Here is a 17,094-nt window from a genome sequence, read left to right on the forward strand (position 1 = left end):
GGGAACAAGAATGAAGAAATTAGCAGTATTAGCTTTAGCAGCGACTATGTCTGTATCGGCATTCGCTGTAAAGATAGGAGTAGTAAACACTCAGGAGGTGTTTGCAAAGTACTCAGGAACTAAAAAGGTTCAGCAGGAACTTGTAAAGGAAAAAGAGAAGCTGGAAAACGACATAAGAAGTAAGGAAGTTGAGCTTCAGAAGCTTGGAATAGAGCTTCAAGGAAAGGGAGCTAAGGTTACCGAGGCTGAAAAGACATCTTACAACAAACAGGCACAGGCTCTTGACCAGTTTGTAAAGGGTGCTCAGAAGCAGTTAAGCCAGAAGGAGTATCAGAGCTTTGAGTCTATAAGAACTACTATCGATGCATCTGTACAGTCTATTGCTAAGAAGAACAAGTATGACTATGTATTAGAAGCTGGAGCAGTTAAGTTCGGTGGAACAGACATCACTCAAGATGTAATCAAGATGATGGAAAGCACAAAAAAAATAGATCTATAATTAAATAGAACAGGAGGGTCAGACTAATGAATTATAACTTAAAGGAATTAGCTAACCTTCTTGGTGGAGAAATAAAGGGAGATTCAAGGTCAGAAGTTGCTGGCCTGGCTCCCTTTTTTCAAGCTAAGAGGGATGAGTTAACATTTGCAGCAGATGAGAAATTTTTAAAGAAGCTGGGAGAGACTGCAGCTGAAACAGTGGTAGTACCACCTCTTCCAAACCTTCCAGAGGGAAAGACATATATAGTAGTAGAGAGCAATCCTAGGGAGCTTATGCCAAAGCTTCTGGCCTTCTTTAAAAGACCTGTTAAACCTATGGAAAAGATGAGAGAGGATAGCGCTAAGATAGGTGCCAATGTTTCCATTGCACCAAATGCTTATATAGGTCACGATGTAGAACTTGGAGATAATGTAGTGATCCATCCAAATGTTACCATTCACGAGGGAGTAAAGATTGGAGAGGGATCTGTAATCTACTCCAATGCAGTTATAAGAGAGTTCTGTGTATTTGGAAAGAGGTGTATGGTTCAGCCTGGAGCGGTAATAGGTTCCGATGGATTTGGTTATACTAAGGTAGGGGGTAAGAATACCAAGATAGACCAGATAGGAAGAGTAGTCCTTGGGGATGAGGTAGAGATAGGAGCAAATACTACCATAGACAGGGGAGCAATAGGGGATACAGTTATCAAGAGCTATACTAAGGTAGATAACTTAGTACAGATAGCTCACAATGATATCATTGGTGAAAACTGTATTATAATCTCTCAGGTAGGAATAGCTGGAAGTACTGAGGTGGGAGATAATACCACTCTTGCAGGACAGGTAGGAGTAGCTGGTCACATAAAGATAGGAAGCAACGTAATTGTTGGAGCCAAGTCTGGAATTCAGGGTAATGTAGCTGATAACCAGATCCTTTCAGGACTTCCACTGGTACCAGTAAAGGAAGATATGAAGATAAGAGCATCTTTAAAGAAGCTTCCTGAGTTGTTAAAGAGAGTAAAGCAACTGGAAAAACTAGTAAAGTAGATAGAGGGCTTCCTTCATATGAGGGAAGCTTTTTGACTATCTTTTACAGGAGAGAGTCGGCAACGACAGAGGTTTAGGAGGTTGGACCATGGGATTTTTAAGTGGGATCTTTAAGAGAGAAAGGTCTAGGAAAGCAAGTGTCTATATTGGGAAGGATGGGGGAAGCTATATCTCCCAGGACTTGAAAACAGGGATATTTTTGGAGGGAAGCACCGAAAAGATAAGGGATAGGATAAAAGCACTCCTGGCTGAAAGGCTTTTGAGTATAGGAGAAGAGGATGCCAAGGGAGAGATAAGAAGGATATTGGAGGAAGTAAATACCGAGCTCCACTCCCAGGGAGAGGAAGTTTCTCTGATAGCATTTCATCAACTGGAAAAATATATAGCTCTAGTTCATATTGGGGTCTCTAGGGCATATATTCTAAGAGAGAATGAGATAATTCAAATTACCGAGGATGATACCCAGGGGTGGCAGCTCCTAAAGAGTGGCCTTATGGATGAGGATAAGCTCAGGGAGAGTGCCCTTGGAAGGATGCCCACCAAGCTTCTTGGTAGGAGCAGCAGGGTACAGGTTAATACAGGGGAGTACTACTTTACAGAGGAAGAGAGGCTTCTCCTTTTATCAGGAGAGAAAGCTCTGAAGGACGGAGATGAAAAAATTTGGGATACCTTTAGCACTTCCAACTATGAAGAGCTTGAAGGGGATTATCTCTTAAAGATCTTATAGTGAGAGGATAGTTTTAGAGGAAGGCAGAAAAATAAGTCAAATAGTACAGTATTAACTGTATTTTTTGAGGGTGGTAGATATGAGAAAGAAGCAGAAGTTGGAATTGATAGCTCAACTGGTAGAGATGCCCTTTGAAGAGGAGAGCTACCGTGAATTTTTAGAGAAGGTTTTAGGCGGAGAGTTATTTGAAAACGCAGGACAGAATGAGCTGGTTGGTGAACTGGTTCAAGATGATGAAGTAATAGGTTTGTTTCAGATAGAGTGCAGGGGTTTAAAGGATTTCTTTAGGAGAAGTAGGGTACAGAGAAATTATTTGGGGAGCCTCCTGAAGAGGAAGTACCGGAAAAGGTATAGGAGGGTTCTTGCAGCTTTCTACGCTCCCGATGAAGAGATATGGAGGCTGTCTCTTGTGAAGTTGGATGAAGCTTTTAGCAGCGGGGAAACAATTCCAATAAGGATGACCTCCCATATAATGGGTTGCGGTAAGAGAAATAGAGCAGCTATAGATATGATAGGTCTTTTTCTGGAAAAGCCTAAAAAGAAGGGCCTCAGGGGAATATCCCTGGTCTTTGACCAGGAGAAGATGCTAGATGAGTTCTTCAAGTGTTTCAGTGAGGTATTCTATAGTTTGAGGGAGGATCTCAAGGAAAGTGAGGAGATTCTCAGGATAGCCCTGGATAAGAAGAGAGATGTAGGTGAGCTTGCAGATGTGGTGGCTAAGAGGGTTGCCACTCAGATGATAGTTCTCTACTTCATAGAAAAGAAGGGATGGCTGGGGGCACCTAAGGAGAAATCTATAGAGGATGGGGATCATTACTTTATAGAGAAGCTCTACTCTACATGTAGCAGGGATGGGAAGAACTTCTATGGTGATTATCTGGAGCCTCTATTTCATAAAGGTTTTAATACCTGGCGTGGAGAAGAAAACTACATGGAGGAGTTTGAGTGCAGGGTTCCCTACTTTAACATAGACATCTTTAAACCCTATCTAGGGGTAGACTGGGAGAAGCACTCAATCAAGGTAGAGGATAGGGTATTTTACAACGATGGAAGGGGGATGCTGGAGCTCTTTGAAAGGTACTACTTCAGCCTTATGGAAAATGAGCCCCACTTGGGAGATATGGTAGTGGATCCAGAGATGATCGGGAAGGTCTTTGAAAACCTTCTGGACACAGATTATAGGAGGTCCAAGGGAACCTACTATACTCCAAGAAAGATAGTTCACTTTATGTGCAAGGCCACCCTTGTAAACTACCTCTACAAAAAGATAGAAAAGTTAAAGGAGGAGGATATAAAAAACTTTATCTTCCTCTCTGAATTCTACTGGGATGAGGACAAGGGGATAGTGAAAAGAGGGGGAAGGAGCGAGAACCTTCATATTCCAGAGGGGATATATAGAAGGATCCACCATATAGAAGCAGCCCTTAAGGATATCAAGGTAGTAGAGCCGTCAACTGGTTCCGGAGCCTTCCTCCTGGGAATGTTAGGGGAGCTGCTTAAGATAAGAGAGGTAGTGGGAAGATATGTAAGTGTATATGATCAGCTGGAAATGGGTCACCAAAGGGTGGCTCCTCCCATGGATGAAAACTTTCTTCTTAAGGGGGAGATAGTGGAGAATAACCTCTATGGAGTTGATATAGAGGAGCTTGCAGTTGAGTCATCTAAACTTAGGTTTTGGATGTCTCTCATGTCCGATGCCCCCGAGTATGACTACAAAAAACTGCTGAGAGCAGAAAAAAACCTGGTAGCTGGTAACTCCATTACCATGAGGTGGGAGGATCAATTTTCAGAGATCTTCATGAAGAATAAGGGCTTTGATATTGTAATCGGTAACCCTCCCTATGTAGGGGAAAAGGGAAACAAGGAGATCTTCAGAGAGATTATAAAAACTCCCCTGGGAGAGAAGTTCTACAGGGGGAAGGGAGATCTATTCTACTTCTTCTTTCACCTGGGTCTGGATATACTAAAGGAGAGGGGAACCCTTGCCTATATAACAACCAACTACTATATTACTGCTGACGGAGCTGTGAAGCTTAGGGAGGATATAAGGTGCAGAAGTACCATCCTTCAGATGATAGACTTCAATGAAGTCAGTATCTTCAGCAGAGCCAAGGGGCAGCATAATATAATAAGTATCCTGGAAAAATCCAAAGATAATAACAGGGTAGGAAAAACTTCCCTCTGCAACACCAAGGGTGAACTCACAGCTATGGAGATGAGTAGCTACCTTGCCAGAAAATATAATGAGGGAAGCTATTCAAGCCTGAAACAGAACGAGTTTTACAGGGGAGAAAAGAGCTATATAAGACTGGAGAAGAATAAGATCTCCGAGATCCTTGAAAAGGTGTTGGCCCAGGGAATTCCTCTCAAGGAGGAAGTAAATATCAATCAGGGACTTGTATCTGGAGCGGATAGGCTAACAAGAAGACACATTGAAAAATTTGGCATAGATGGTGAAAAGGGTGAGGGAATATACTCCCTGGACAAAATTGAGACAGAGAGACTCTCCCTCAACGAAAAGGAGAGGAAGCATCTAACTATGTTCTATAAGAACTCCCACATTAAGAGGTATAGGTGTGAAGAGACTTCAGACAGAGAGCTCCTATATATAACCAAGGACGATAAGTTGGAGGATCTTCCCAATATCTCAAAGCACCTTCTGAGGTATAAGAAAATACTGGAGAACAAGAGGGAAGCCAGACAGGGAAGACTTCCCTGGTACTCCCTTCACTGGCCAAGGGAGAGGGAGATATTTACCGGAGAAAAGATAGTTGCTCCCCAGAGAAGTAGGGAAAATGTATTTGCCTACACCGATAGGGAGTGGTTTGCAAGTGCTGATGTATACTACATTACAAAAAAAACCGAGGGCAGACTCAGTCTGAAGTATATACTGGCATTGCTAAACTCCAAGCTCTACTATATCTGGCTCTATAAGAGGGGAAAGAGAAAGGGAGAGCTTCTTGAGCTCTATGCCACTCCCCTTGAAGAACTTCCTGTAAAGGTAATAGACTTCAATGCTCAAAAAGCATTTATAGATATAGTGGATGAGATTATAGAGAGGAGATCTCAGGGTGTGGAAAGCAGAGGTTTAGAGGACAGGCTGGACGAGATGGTCTGTGAACTATATGCTCTCGATAAAGATGAGAGGGATGAGATATATAAGTTTTATCGGGGAAAATTAGAGGCTAAGTAGTGCCTCTTTGAAAGGAATGAAGTGTGAAGAAGAGTGTAAAGGAAATAGAAAAAAGTATTAAAAAGACCTATAAAAAGGAGCTATGGAATAAGTTTATAAGGGGTATAAAGGAGTTTAAGTTAATAGAGCCTGGGGATAGGATAGCTGTGGCAATCTCTGGAGGAAAGGACAGTCTCCTAATGGCAAAGCTTCTTCAGATGCTTCAGAGAAACAGGAGCTATGATTTTGAGGTAGAGTTTATCTCTATGAATCCAGGATTTAGCAGTGTAAACCTTGAAAATATGATGGAGAACCTGGAGGGCTTGGGGATAGAGGCGCATATCTTTGATACAGATGTATTTGAGGTATCAAATCTAATAGCAGAGGATTCTCCCTGCTATATCTGTGCCCGTATGAGAAGGGGAGCTCTCTACAGCAAGGCTGTGGAACTGGGCTGCAACAAGATGGCCCTTGGGCACCACTTCGATGATGTAGTTGAAACTATTATGATGAGTATCCTCTATACGGGGAAGTATCAGACGATGATGCCTAAATTAAAGGCTCAGAACTTCCAGGGGGTGGAGGTAATAAGACCTATGTACTTTATCGAGGAGAGGGATATTATAACCTATACTCAGGAGAGCGGGATAGAGGCTATGAACTGTGGATGTGCAGTGACCTCTGGAAAGATAAGTCCATCCAAGAGAGCTGAGGTGAAGGAGATCTTGAAAAACTTAAGTACCCTAGACAGTGAATTTAAGTGGAGGATATACAAGTCCTCAACCAATGTAAATCTGGAGAAGGTAATCTCCTACTATGAGGGAGAAAGAGTTGCCAGTTTTTTAGATAATTACTAAGAGTATTAGGCTTGAGATACTATAAAAGTAAGGGAACAATAAAAGAGGGCAACCTAGGGTCGCCCTCTTTTGATATCTATTACTATCTACGGTCTAAGCTTAGCCATAGCCTCTAAATCTACATCAGCTTCATAGTCCACTCCATCTATCTCAAATCCGTTGAGCTGCATGAAGTCTCTCTTATATCTGGCAAAGTCCGTTAACTCCTTAAAGTTATCTACAGTTATATCCTTATAGATCTCCATAACCTCTCTCTGAACGTCCTCTCTCATCTCCCATGAATCTGGTCTGATCCTTCCCTTATCATCCATCTCCATCTTATCTCCGAAGATCATATCTGTAAATAGCCTGTGGGTATGAGCAATGGCATTTTCCTCGATTCCCTTTTCCTCCATTACCTTGAATAGTACTGTGGCATAGAGTGGGAAGATAGGGATGAATGCACTGGCCTTTGTAACAATGGCTCTCTTTACTGCCACATGGGCACTTCCACCAATACTATCCTTAAGTTTTTTGTTGAGATCTAAAGCTGTGTTCTCAAGGTGTTCCTTGGCTCCACCTATTGTCCCCTCTCTGTAGATCCTTCTTGTTATCTCTGCACCAATATATGAGTATGCAAGAGTCTGAAATCCCTTAGAAACTACATTGGCTTCAGTAAGGGCGTCAACCCAAAGGTTCCAGTCCTCTCCTCCCATTACCTTTATTGTATTGGCTTCATCTTCAGGGGTTGCTGGATCAAGGGTAAGCTCCTCGATGCTTTCCTTTTCAACATTGAAGGTAGGTCCTGTAATAGATACCCCCTTAGGTCTCAGCTGTGATCTGTATACCTCACCAGTGTCTGGATCCTTTCTTACACCAGATGCAAGGGAGTATACCAGAAGGTCGATCTCTCCTCCAAACTCCTCCTTAATATATTTAATAACCTCATCTCTCATCTCGTGGGAGAAGGCATCTCCTATAAAGTTCTTGGCAACTAACCCTTCCTTTTCCGCAGCTTCCTTGAACCAGATATTGTTGTACCATCCGGCACTTCCAGGTTTTCTGCCATTTCCCTCCTTCTCAAAGGATACTCCTATGGTATCAGCTTTGCTTCCTCCAAAAGCAAGGGAGATTCTTGAAGCTAAACCATATCCAGAGGAAGCCCCTAGGATAAGTACCTTTTTAGCGCCATTATAGCTTGTACTTGACTTAACGTATTCTATCTGATCTTCCACAGCTTTCTTACATCCAACTGGATGAGCATTTAGTGCAAGGCTTCCTTTTATTCTAGGTTTTATTACCATCTTATTTCCTCCATTTTAGTTATTCCCTACTATTTTATCACTATATCTTTAACTTTTCAATCTTTATGGGGCGGACCTGTACTTGGTAAGGAGGGTGCAGGGGTGATATGATTCCTTGGCCCTCCTTAAGTTATCCTGTCCAAGATCCTCCTCACGGTTGACATAGGAGTATGAACTGAATTCATTTTCCAGGAAGAATTTATTCATCCCCTGGTAGATTCCGTCATAGAGGATATCTCCCTTTTCAATATGGATAAGGACTGTGTCAGGTGAGAGTTCCTCCCCTATGGTAAAGGCAGCAACTCTTCCGTCAATCCTCAGGAGGCCTCCTACAGCATCCAGTTCATGATAGTTTTTAAGTAATTCTATAATCCCATCCATCTCCCAGGAAAGTCCCTTATCCAGGTGGCACTCCTTATCCTCACACCAGTTTTTCTGAAAATCAATGACCTCGTGGATATTGGTCTCATCTATCTTTTCATAGGTAAAGTCATAGGATCTTATAAACTTATTCAGGTGATTTCTCTTCTTATGGTACTTTCTTCCCTTGAGAGATATGAGTTTATCCACTTCATAGATGTAGTCGAAGCGCTCCCTCTCCTCTCTTAGGGGAACGATATCCCGAAGGATCTCATAGATCTCCTCTGGAACAGCTCTTATAATATATCCCCTTTCTATATGCTTGAGGACCTCCTCCCTTAACCTCCTACAGTTATCTGAGATTGGGGGATAGATAAAGGGGGTATCTCCCTCTATACCTCTGATAAGGAGAACCTCCTCATCCATAAAGTACTCCAACTTTTTAGCCTTTCTCCACATATAGAGGTTGATGCTGCTAAGGTCTCCAGTCTGGAACTTCCTTCCTATGGTCCTTTTAATCTTTTTAAGATCTTCTAGTTCAATTTTTTTCCATTCCATATGTCCTCCTTATCTCCTACTAAAGTATCTACTGAAAAGTTGACCTTCTCCTTTAAAATAACAAAAGGTTTTAAATTTAATTTTCAGTATATGTAGTTGAGGTGATAGTATGGGTATCAGAGAAAAGGGGAGAACCCTTTATAACCAGCTTATAGATAAGAGTTTTTATGAGTATAATACCAATAAAACAAAGATAGTAAGGATAGTGAGGATGGGGTTCTTTGCCCTTGAAAATTACAGGAAAACCAAATCCAACCTCTGGGCATCCTCCCTGAGTTTCTATTCCCTATTGTCTATAGTTCCCCTACTGGCAATAGCCTTCAGTATAGCAAAGGGCCTTGGGGCAGATGCCATAATAAAGGAGGAGATCCTCAAGAACTCTCCCCTTCAGCCAGCTGCTCTGGAGAAGCTGCTGACCTTTTCAGATAAGCTTTTGGACAGTGCCAAGGGTGGGATCATGGCCGGTGCAGGTCTGCTGTTTTTAGGATGGTCTGTAATAAAAATATTTTCCCTTGTGGAGAGGTCCTTCAATGAGATATGGGGAGTAAAGAGGGGAAGGGTCTTTGTAAGAAAGTTTACAGATTACTTTTCAATAGTTTTTCTCTTTCCCATGGTAATGCTCCTGTCAAATGGTCTCATAGCCACTATGCAGATATATTTTTTAGAGAGGGAGGGGGTAGTTTCTCTTGTTATAAAGCTTACTCCCTACATCCTTATGGTATTCTTTTTCACCCTGATCTACCTCATAATTCCCAACACCAAGGTGAAACTGATCAATGCATTTATAGCGGGAGTATTTACAGCAGTACTGTATAACCTTATCCAGCTTATCCTTCTGAGATCCCAGGTTTTTCTCTTGAACTACAACAAGATATATGGTAGTTTCTCAGTAGTTCCTATATTTATAATATGGCAGAAGGCCATATGGTTTATCATAATCCTTGGAGCCCACCTCTCCTTCATCATTCAGAACTCATATAAGTTTGGATATACCATAGGGGAAGCAAGGATGTGTATAAGGTCTAAGAGGGAGGCACTATTTGCCATAGTCTATATTCTCACACAGAACTACAGGATGGAGAAGCCACCCCTTAACATAGAGGAGCTGGGCCACAGGCTCTCTATTTCCATGGGTGAGGTAGGACAGCTTGTGGAAGCTTTGCTGGATGTAGATATAATACTAGAGGTGTCAACACCTTCCGAGGAGAGGCTCTTTAAGATAAATAAAAATATAAACACCTTTACACTGGGGAAGTTTATAGAGATAATAGAGACCTATGGACATAGTAGAAAGATAGGGGGAGAGGAACTGGAGGGAACCATGGAAAGGTTTAACCAAAGCTACAGAGGTAAGGAGTGGAATACCCTCATAAAAGACCTGTAAAATTGGAAGAGTGGGGAAGGGAAGAAATTATAGTTATTGAATGAATTATTAGTAATTTTCCGTAGAAAATTCATATCACGACAAGTTCATTCATTCTACCATTTATAAAAAGATAAACTATAAAAAGAGGAGGAAGAAATGAAGAAAGTTATATTGGCAGTGTTATTTACACTGGTATGTTTTACAGCGATGGCAGAGGAACAAGTAACAAGGATAACGGTAAATGGTATGGGAAGGGTAGAGGTTGCTCCCGACAGGGCTGTAATCTCCTTTGGAGTAGAGAATACCGGAAAGGAGCTGGCTCCCCTTAAGAAAGCCAACGACCAGGCAGCAAGGAAAGCTGTGGATGCTCTTCTGAGAAGCGGAGTAGCCAGAAAGGATATATATACATCCAACTACAATATCTCCCACAACTACGACTATAGACAAAAAGCAGAGAAGAGGGAGAAGGTTTATACTGTGAGAAACCAGTTTAGACTTACCCTGAACGATGTGGAAAAGGTAGGAGAGGTAATCACTATATTAGAAAGAAATGGGGTAAATACCATTCAGGGAGTAAACTATACAACCTCCAAAGCCAGAGAGATGAAGCTTGAAGCACTGGAGAAGGCCTACCTAGATGCCAGGGGGAAGGCTGAACACCTGGCTAAGCTAGAGGGAAAAAAAGTTGAACTTCTCTCAGTAAGCGAGGGAGGATATATGCCGAGACCAGAGGTCTATATGGCTGCAGATATGGCCAGAAGTAAGAATACTCCAGTGTATGCCCCTCTGGAAGTAAATGTAGATGCCAGCGTATCAGCTGTATTTAAAATGGTTAAATAAAAAATAATATAAAAAGGAGCCGCTTCCTCTTAGGAAGCGGCTCTTTTATACTAACTGGACATAGGAGTGACCTTTTGCGGGTCTCTAATAAGAATTCCATATTGGAAAAACTCGCTGACATCCTCTATACCGTGGTCGTTGAGAGGACATATATCTGCTCCATGTTCCTGTGTATCCAGTCTGTAGAGGGTGAACTTAGAGTCACCATACTGCTTAAATGCACTGAGGATCTTTCTGTTTGTTCTTCTGTGATACTTGTTGTCGTAGATATACTTAATACTGATAACTTCATCCTTAACTGGTGAGTCATCTCCATTGAGGTATTGGGCAAACCTCTCCTCGTGGTTGTCGCTCTTCTGAAGTACATGGAAGCTTCCCCACTGTCCGAAGAACTTTCCATCGGAGTACATCTCGTGGGTTCTGAGGAAGTTTTTATAGATAGCCTTCTCCCTCTCCTTGTTGAAGTACTCCTTGTTTCTTCTGTTGGTATAGATTCTTTCAGTATCGGTAATATTATTTAAAACGAATACAAAGTCCTGAAAATCCTCCTCTGGGAGGACCTCTCTGTACTTTTCTGGGTTGGCGTTGTAGTCCTCTCTTAGGTCTGCAACCACTTCCAGTACATTTTTAGTTTGAATATTTTTAACATTTTGAAGGATATCCCTACTGTCAGCTATAGATGGACACATGGCAGCAGAGTAGTATTCAAGCTTACCTAAAATAGTCTCCATCTCTCCGCCGAGGTTTACATCCTCAACGATATCGTTTAATTGCATAACGGCTAGCCAGAACTGGTGCTCGATATCTAGGCCTACAACCTTTATCCTTTTCTCCTTAGGAAGACCCTGGTTGTACTTGTAGAGGTCCTTCCAAAAGTTTACGTCATCCTGGGAGTAATCGTAGGAACCTATAATTGAATTGGCCACAACATAGAGATACTTTTCCTCTCCAGTTTCAAGGTATTTATTTATAAAGTAGCTGCTGCTGTATCCCATCTCAGCAAGGTAGTAGTTAACTCCCGCATTTTCATTGAGGTACATTAGCAGATTAAGTCTAAGGGTATAGTTTTCCTGTATTCCGTGGAGTTCCCCCGCTAAAAAGACCCTGTTGTCCTTAAGGTCGCTGCTGAATCCACTGTAGTCCTCCTGACTGTAGTTCATACTTATTCTAGAGGAACTGTTCTTAAGATTTTTATTTACATTTTTATTTTTTTGAGCACTGGAGCAAGCTGTAAGAACGGCAGCCATGACCAGTAGCGAGATTGATTTCTTCAAGGCAGACACCTCCCTGTAAAGATATTATGTATATTATACACTTTTTTTGATATTTTGTTACTTAAAAAATAGAAACCCAACCACATTTACTCTAAGGATACAGTTGGTTAATTATTTTTATATTAAAAAAAGATAAAGTTTACAGGGCAGGTATACTACTATAGTGGACTTTTAACCTTAAAAAAGATATGATATGGAAAAAACTGGGAGGTAAGGATGAAGATAATAACAACTCATATATACGCAGATTTAGATGCTCTATCCTCCATGGTAATGGCCAAGAAGCTCTATCCAGATGCAGTTATGGTTTTTCCGGGAAATATCAGCATCAATGTGAAAAAATTTATAACCCTGTATCAGGACTTTTTAAATATAGAGAAGGTAAAGGATATTGATTTTGATCAGATAGAGGAGCTTATAGTGGTGGATACCTCCAAGAAAAACAGGATTGGCAGGTTCGGAGAGGTGGTGGACAGGATTGGCAGTGTAAAGGTCTACGACCACCATCCAGAGGCGCCTGAGGATATAGATGCCCCTATTATAAGAAAGGAGTATGGATCCAATACAAGCCACATGGTGGAGATACTGAAGGAGGTATATGGAGATAAGCTGACCTTTGAGACCTATGAGCTAAATGCAGGACTTATGGGGATATATGAGGATACAGGGAACTTTACCTACTCCAATACCAAGCCTATAGACCTAGAGACAGCTGGTTATCTCCTGAGTCTTGGTGGGGATATTAAGGTGGTTCATGAGTATACCACTAAGGGTATTCGAGAGGATCAGAAGGAGACCTTCCTAAAGCTCATAGAGGCAGGGGAGATCCTGGAGTTTTCAGTGGAGAGGATATTCCTTACAAGATACTACTCCGAGGAGTTTATAGGGGGAGTAGATGAACTGATAAATAAGATTAAGGAGCTGGAGGAGTGCAGTGCCTGCTTTATAATCTGTGGAAACGACGAGAAGGCCAATATAATTGGGAGAAGTTCAAGTATGGGAGTGCGACTGGATGAGATCCTTGAAGGTTTCCAGGGGGGAGGACACTGGAATGCTTCCTCGGTTATAGCAAGGAACACTCCCTTTGACAAACTCTATGAGGATGTAAGGGGGCTCATCCTTAAGAATATAAAGAGGGGGAAGCTTGCTAGGGATATAATGTCCACTCCTGTAAAGACTATTGAAAGGGATACTAAGCTAAAGGATGCTCATAAACTTATGGAGAAGTTTGGTTATACGGGACTTCCCATAGTGGATGGGGGAAGACTGTGCGGCATCATCTCCAGAAGGGATGTGGACAGGGCCATAGGTCACGGATTTGCCAATGCCCCAGTAAGGGTTTATATGGCCACCAATATTGTATGGGCATCTGAGGAGGAATCCCTGGAGGAGATAAAGAGAAAGCTTGTGGAAAATGAAATTGGAAGGGTTCCTATACTTAAGAATGGAAATCTTATGGGGATAGTTACAAGGGCAGATGTTCTGAGACACCTCTTTGCCCAGAGAAAAAGAGTGGACAGGGGTCTAAAGGAAGAAGCTAGGATTCTAAGGGAGGGGATAATCGATGGAATCGGGGCCGGACTGAGGAAAATTCTGGAGAGCATAAGGGAAACTGCAGCCAGAGAGGGAGTGAAGGCTTACCTTGTAGGAGGCATAGTTAGAGATATCATCCTCGGAATAAAAAATGAGGATATCGATATAGTTGTAGAGGGAAATGGAATAGAGTTTGCCAAGAGTCTCTGCGAGACCCTGGGTGGAAGGAAGGTAGTAAGCCATGAGAAGTTTAAGACAGCAGTTGTTGTAGTGGACGATGAGCTGAAGATTGATGTGGCCACATCAAGGGTTGAGTACTATGAGTATCCCACCTCCCTTCCCACTGTGGAATATGGAAGCCTGAGGGAGGACATGTTCAGGAGGGATTTTACAATAAACTCCTTGGCCCTAGAGGTGGACAACAACAGGTTTGGAGACCTTGTGGACTACTTCAATGGCTACAGGGATATAAGGGATAAGAAGATAAGAATCCTTCACAACCTGAGCTTTATAGAGGATCCCACCAGGATAATCAGGGCCTTTAGGTTTGCCAGCAGGTATGGCTTTGATATAGCTGAGGAGACTGAGAGGCTTCTTCAGGACTCCATAGAAAATGGGTTTTTAAAGAGGGTTTCCTGGCCGAGGGTAAAAACGGAGCTTAAGATAATACTGGGAGACAGGAGACCCCACAGAGCACTGGAGTACCTGGAAAAGTATGGCATCCTGAAAACTATACATCCCAAAATAAGTTACAGTAGCAGGATGAAAAGCCAGATAGAGAAAACAGCAGACTCAAAGAAGCTTCTGGATACCCTTGGGCTGGAGAAGTGGATGGTAAACTTCCTGGTAGTATTGGAAAACCTTAACAGTGATGAGCTGGACTTGGTCTTCAATAAGTTTGGTTTTTCTGGAAGCTTCAGGAAGAAGTATCACCTGGGAAGCACCAAGAGAAAAAAAATTCTGGAGGAACTGAGTATTGCCAGGAAAAATTCCAGAATTTATGATATATTAAAAGAGGTAACCAATGAAATAATAGTTCTTCTTTACCTGGAGGGAAATAGGGAGCTGAAAGAGAATATTGAAAAATATGTATATACCCTAAGAGATGCAGAGTGTATGGTAGGAGGAAGGGACCTCATAGAGATGGGGGAAGCGCCTGGAGATCACTTTAAGGATATCTTGAAGGATGTATTCTACTTTCAACTTGATAATCCCGGAAGTGGGAGGGAGGAACTACTGGAGATATTGGAGGAAAAGTTTAGAAAAAATTAGAGGAGTAGATGATGCTGAAGAAACTGGTGATACTCATCCTTTTGGTGGTGATAGGCGGAGTGGGTTACTCTGTGGAAAAAACTTACTATGAGGATACGGAGATAGAGAGACTCCAAAATGAGATAGAGAGGATAGAGCACAGGATAAAGAGACTGGAGCTTTCCAAGAAGAGAAGAATAGAGAGGGAAAGAATGGGGGAGAGACCTAAGATAGGTCTGGTACTTAGTGGTGGTGGAGCCAAGGGCTTTGCCCACATAGGAGTATTAAAGGAGCTGGAAAAGCGTGGAATCCCTGTGGACTATATAACGGGAACTAGTATGGGAGCCATAGTGGGAGCTATGTATTCAGTGGGATACACTCCAGATGAGATAGAGGATGTAATAGGATCTATAAACTGGGATGAACTTCTTAAGGATATTCCAGACAGAAGGGATATCCCTCTGGAGGAGAGGATAGCCAGTGAGAGATACTCAGCTTCAGTGGCATATGACAATGAGTTCAATCTCTACTTTCCCAAGGGGGTAAAGCAGGGACAGAGGATGTATTTGAAACTCAAGGAGATCCTGGGAAGCGGGTCTGAGACCGTTGATTTTAGCAGCCTTCCCATTCCCCTTAGGATAGTGGCTACCGATCTTGACAGCGGTGCTGCCACAACCTTTACAGAGGGAGATCTGGCCAAGGTTGTAAATGCAAGTATAGCTATTCCCACACTGTTGGAGCCGGTACAGATTCGTGAACGTTACTATGTGGACGGGATGGTTGCCAGAAACCTTCCAGTGGAGGATATAGTAAAGATGGGAGCGGATATAGTAATAGCAGTGGATGTAGGGGTAGAGCTCAGTGGAAGAGATGAGTATAATATCCTTACTGTACTGGATCAGCTTATGGCCATCCAGAGCAGTACCTCCACCCCTGCTCAGAGGAAGATGGCAGATATCCTCATAGAGCCGGATATATCCAGTTATAAAACTACGGATTTTGATAAGGCTAAGGATATAATCGCTCAGGGAGAAAGGGAAGCAGGTAAGATCCTGGATGAAATAGAGTTGAAGTCAGGTGAAAGGATAAGACAGCATCCAATCGAGAGAAGGGAAAAGGTCGTGCAGAATGAGATGTATGTGACAGATATCTTCCTCAAGGGGAACAGGAATATAGATGAAAGGATAGTGGAGGCCAAGCTAGGAAAGGAGCTGCCGGCTACAGTAACTACCGATGACCTTGAAAGTCTTATACTGGACCTCTATGCCCTCAGCTATATCGATAAGGTCTACTATGAGGTGAGGGATGGAGCTCTCTATATAGAGGTTGTGGAGAGGCCTAGTAACTACCTCAGACTTGGATTTAACTATGACAGTGAGTATGGTACAACAATTGCCCTTAACACAGATATTCAGAATATAGGATTTGCAGGAAGCAGGAGCACCTTTGGAGTAAGTTTTGGAGACTACCTCAACCTGAATGCCAACCACTTTATGTACTATGGTCTGGATAATAAGATAGGCCTTCTCTTTAATCTTTCCTACGATGAGAGACCCCTCTTCATCTATGAAAACAACAAGAAGAAGAGTGAGCTTACAACCCAGAGCATAGAAGCTAGAGCTTCAGTTGCTACTCAAATCAACGATCGAATATTTATAGCCTATGGATACTCCCAGAAGTTTAGTGAACTTACTCAGGATGTAGGAAGGGATATCTATAGAAAGCTGGAGTACGATGAGACCTATGGAAGCCTCTTCTTCTCTCTTACCCTGGATAGCCTGAATAAAACAGATTATCCTACCAAGGGGGTAAAGAGTGATTTCGAATACCTGTGGGGTGGAACCATGGGAACTGAAAATGTAGATTTCTACGGACCATCCTATGTACTTGAGGGCTACTATCCTCTTACAGAGAGGCTGACCCTTATGTCTGCCATTGGCGGAGGAAGTGTAAAGGGAGAGGATATCCTTCCAAATGAATACTTTAAGATTGGTGGAGTAAGAAATGATGTAAGGAACAAGGAGTTTTCCTTCTATGGGTATAACTCTCAGAGGAAGCTGGCTGATGAGTTTCTCATGGGGCAGCTGGGAGTTCAGTACAGGGTATATTCCAACCTCTACCTGATATTTAAGTGGAATATGGCCACCTACTCAGGTGCTCCTATACAGACAACCAACACAAATGAGATGTGGGATGACAAGGAGCAGGGCTATGGTATGACAATAGGAGTCGACAGTCCCCTGGGGCCTCTGGAGCTAACCCTGATGCAGGATACCGATAACAGTGAACTACTAACACAGTTTAATATGGGATATATATTCTAAGGAATATTAAAAGGAAAGATCCGGC

At 42.4% G+C, this 17,094-nt stretch carries 12 protein-coding genes; 9 read left to right on the forward strand and 3 right to left on the reverse strand.

Annotated features, from left to right (window positions below; all coding sequences use genetic code 11):
• Positions 1–10: 10 nt before the first annotated feature.
• From QMG11_RS06345 to QMG11_RS06365, 5 genes are all read left to right on the forward strand, one after another.
• Positions 11–499, forward strand: a complete 489-nt coding sequence (locus tag QMG11_RS06345) for an OmpH/Skp family outer membrane protein (protein WP_281834419.1) — start codon at positions 11–13, stop codon at positions 497–499.
• 26 nt (positions 500–525) lie between these two features.
• Positions 526–1,524: a UDP-3-O-(3-hydroxymyristoyl)glucosamine N-acyltransferase gene (lpxD, locus tag QMG11_RS06350; protein ID WP_281834420.1), complete on the forward strand. Its 999-nt coding sequence runs from the start codon at positions 526–528 to the stop codon at positions 1,522–1,524.
• A gap of 88 nt (positions 1,525–1,612) precedes the next feature.
• Positions 1,613–2,251, forward strand: coding sequence for a PP2C family protein-serine/threonine phosphatase (locus QMG11_RS06355; protein WP_281834422.1), 639 nt, complete (start codon positions 1,613–1,615; stop codon positions 2,249–2,251).
• A gap of 79 nt (positions 2,252–2,330) precedes the next feature.
• Positions 2,331–5,444, forward strand: a complete 3,114-nt coding sequence (locus QMG11_RS06360) for an Eco57I restriction-modification methylase domain-containing protein (protein WP_281834424.1) — start codon at positions 2,331–2,333, stop codon at positions 5,442–5,444.
• Between the two features lie 23 nt (positions 5,445–5,467).
• On the forward strand, positions 5,468–6,280 hold the full coding sequence (locus tag QMG11_RS06365) for a tRNA 2-thiocytidine biosynthesis TtcA family protein (RefSeq protein ID WP_281834425.1): 813 nt from the start codon (positions 5,468–5,470) through the stop codon (positions 6,278–6,280).
• Positions 6,281–6,366: 86 nt separating this feature from the next.
• Here the strand turns inward: QMG11_RS06365 and fabV are convergent, their stop codons facing one another.
• Positions 6,367–7,563, reverse strand: coding sequence for an enoyl-ACP reductase FabV (gene fabV / locus QMG11_RS06370; protein WP_281834426.1), 1,197 nt, complete (start codon positions 7,561–7,563; stop codon positions 6,367–6,369).
• 63 nt (positions 7,564–7,626) lie between these two features.
• Positions 7,627–8,481 (reverse strand): DUF2156 domain-containing protein, encoded by an 855-nt coding sequence (locus tag QMG11_RS06375; protein WP_281834428.1) that lies wholly within the window; start codon positions 8,479–8,481, stop codon positions 7,627–7,629.
• Positions 8,482–8,590: 109 nt separating this feature from the next.
• Between QMG11_RS06375 and QMG11_RS06380 the strand changes: the two genes are divergently transcribed.
• Together QMG11_RS06380 and QMG11_RS06385 are read left to right on the forward strand one after the other, a co-directional pair.
• On the forward strand, positions 8,591–9,865 hold the full coding sequence (locus QMG11_RS06380; RefSeq protein ID WP_281834430.1) for a YihY/virulence factor BrkB family protein: 1,275 nt from the start codon (positions 8,591–8,593) through the stop codon (positions 9,863–9,865).
• A gap of 138 nt (positions 9,866–10,003) precedes the next feature.
• The gene (locus tag QMG11_RS06385) at positions 10,004–10,687 is read left to right on the forward strand and encodes an SIMPL domain-containing protein (protein WP_281834432.1); all 684 of its coding nucleotides are present in this window, start codon (positions 10,004–10,006) and stop codon (positions 10,685–10,687) included.
• A 50-nt stretch (positions 10,688–10,737) separates the two neighbouring features.
• On the opposite strand, the gene QMG11_RS06390 is transcribed toward QMG11_RS06385, so the two are convergent.
• On the reverse strand, positions 10,738–11,961 hold the full coding sequence (locus QMG11_RS06390; protein WP_281834434.1) for a TraB/GumN family protein: 1,224 nt from the start codon (positions 11,959–11,961) through the stop codon (positions 10,738–10,740).
• Positions 11,962–12,177: 216 nt separating this feature from the next.
• Here QMG11_RS06390 and QMG11_RS06395 point away from each other — a divergent pair, with 216 nt between their 5' ends.
• Entirely contained in the window at positions 12,178–14,766 is a 2,589-nt protein-coding gene (locus tag QMG11_RS06395) for a CBS domain-containing protein (protein WP_281834436.1), read from the forward strand.
• Positions 14,767–14,777: 11 nt separating this feature from the next.
• Positions 14,778–17,069, forward strand: a complete 2,292-nt coding sequence (locus QMG11_RS06400) for a patatin-like phospholipase family protein (protein ID WP_281834437.1) — start codon at positions 14,778–14,780, stop codon at positions 17,067–17,069.
• Positions 17,070–17,094 lie beyond the last annotated feature (25 nt).

This window comes from Propionigenium maris DSM 9537 (assembly GCF_027925155.1).
GTDB classification, from domain to species: Bacteria; Fusobacteriota; Fusobacteriia; order Fusobacteriales; family Fusobacteriaceae; genus Propionigenium; species Propionigenium maris.